This window comes from Companilactobacillus jidongensis, assembly GCF_003946575.1.
GTDB classification, from domain to species: domain Bacteria; phylum Bacillota; class Bacilli; order Lactobacillales; family Lactobacillaceae; genus Companilactobacillus; species Companilactobacillus jidongensis.
Map to the genome: position 1 here is coordinate 1 of NZ_RHOP01000039.1, position 1,450 is coordinate 1,450.

Sequence of the window (1,450 nt, forward strand, 5' to 3'; positions counted from 1 at the left end):
GGCTCTTTGTCAAATAGTATTGATGAATAACTTTTAACCATAGGCATCCTCATTGAGGATGCCTATTTTCATGCACAAATTAACGTTATTCTCTTAAGGAAATGATCAAGGTTTCTAAATCCATAACTGTTATGTTTAAGCTTTTTTATCTTTCCAATGGTCCCTTCTAAGGGACCATTGGAGTATGGCATTATGCAACTGTTTTCTACATGTTTTAAGTTTTTACGTAACGTACTGATTGATGTATCCATAGCGGTGCCATTCTTTTTATAACCGCAAATAGTTTCTCTAAGTAAATTTATGTTGTGATTTTCAAGTGACTGTTGGACGTTTTGATAAGTATCATATACTTCTTTAAATACTGGTAACTGATCTAGTCCTATATCGATCACATTTTGAATTGTTGTGTACTCATTGATGCCAAAAACATATTCTACATTCTTGTCGTCTACCTCTGCCAAAGGCAGATGGTATAGACGCCAGTTAGACTTAAGGGCTTTGTACAACCGAGAATGTTTATCCTTAATATTCTTCAACGAACCAATACGAACTTGATCTAAGGCTCTACTACATAGTTGAACTATATGAAATCTATCAACTATTATTTGTGCATTTGGGAAGATCCTACGAACTACCATTTGATAATTCGCATTAAGATCTATCGATACGGACTTAACTGACTGACGTTCTGAAAGACTGTACTTGTTTATAAAATGATCGACTATTGTTTTTGATAATCTGTCATGAATAAGTTCTACTAAGTGATGTGTTTCTGCATCTATGGCAATGAAAGTGAAAATATTACCAACAGAGCGAAATTCATCGAAACATAAGTTTTCAGGAAGCCGACTACACCTACTGGGCAAATTAATATTGTCATAAAGCAATCTGCTTACTGTATTTGGTGAGACACCAACTATTTTAGCGATTGATGATAGTGTGAATGATTCTCTAGCTAAGTCTAAAATTCTGTCTTTTACTTGATTAGTTATTGTATGGTTCTTGATCAGTAGATCACTGTGCGCACCGCAGGTGCAGTCACAGTTCCTACACAAGTACCGTTGCTTATTGAGTATCATATGGTATTCTTTTCCATTAAAACTAGCTAATCTAACGTTAGTACGTTTTTTACCATTCTTAACTAATGCCTTCATACCACAGTGAGGACATCGATGGAGGACATATGATAACTCCGCGTTTATCAACTTAATATGTTTTATAACGCCACGTTTTTTGATTATAGCGTCACTAACTGAAATATTTTTTATATTATTGTCTTTTATGTCTAATGCACATAGTATAGAATTGTCTTGGGACATTATTGTTTTCTCCAGTTTGATTGGGTTTCGTCGCTTAAATCATAACATGAGAACAGTGATGTTCTTTTTGTTTTAAAAGAGTACAAAAAAACTGGTATTGATTATTCATCAATACCAGAAAGTATAGAACC

1 protein-coding gene is annotated in these 1,450 nt (G+C 34.0%); it reads right to left on the minus strand.

What is annotated here, in order from left to right:
- Positions 1–68 precede the first annotated feature (68 nt).
- On the minus strand, positions 69–1,319 hold the full coding sequence (locus EKM68_RS13510; RefSeq protein ID WP_125591325.1) for an ISL3 family transposase: 1,251 nt from the start codon (positions 1,317–1,319) through the stop codon (positions 69–71).
- Between the last annotated feature and the right edge of the window lie 131 nt (positions 1,320–1,450).

Bases quoted from the DNA above. Each gene is read 5' to 3' on its own strand.
- EKM68_RS13510 (WP_125591325.1), bottom strand. From the start codon at position 1,319: ATGTCCCAAGACAATTCTATACTATGTGCATTAGACATAAAAGACAAT.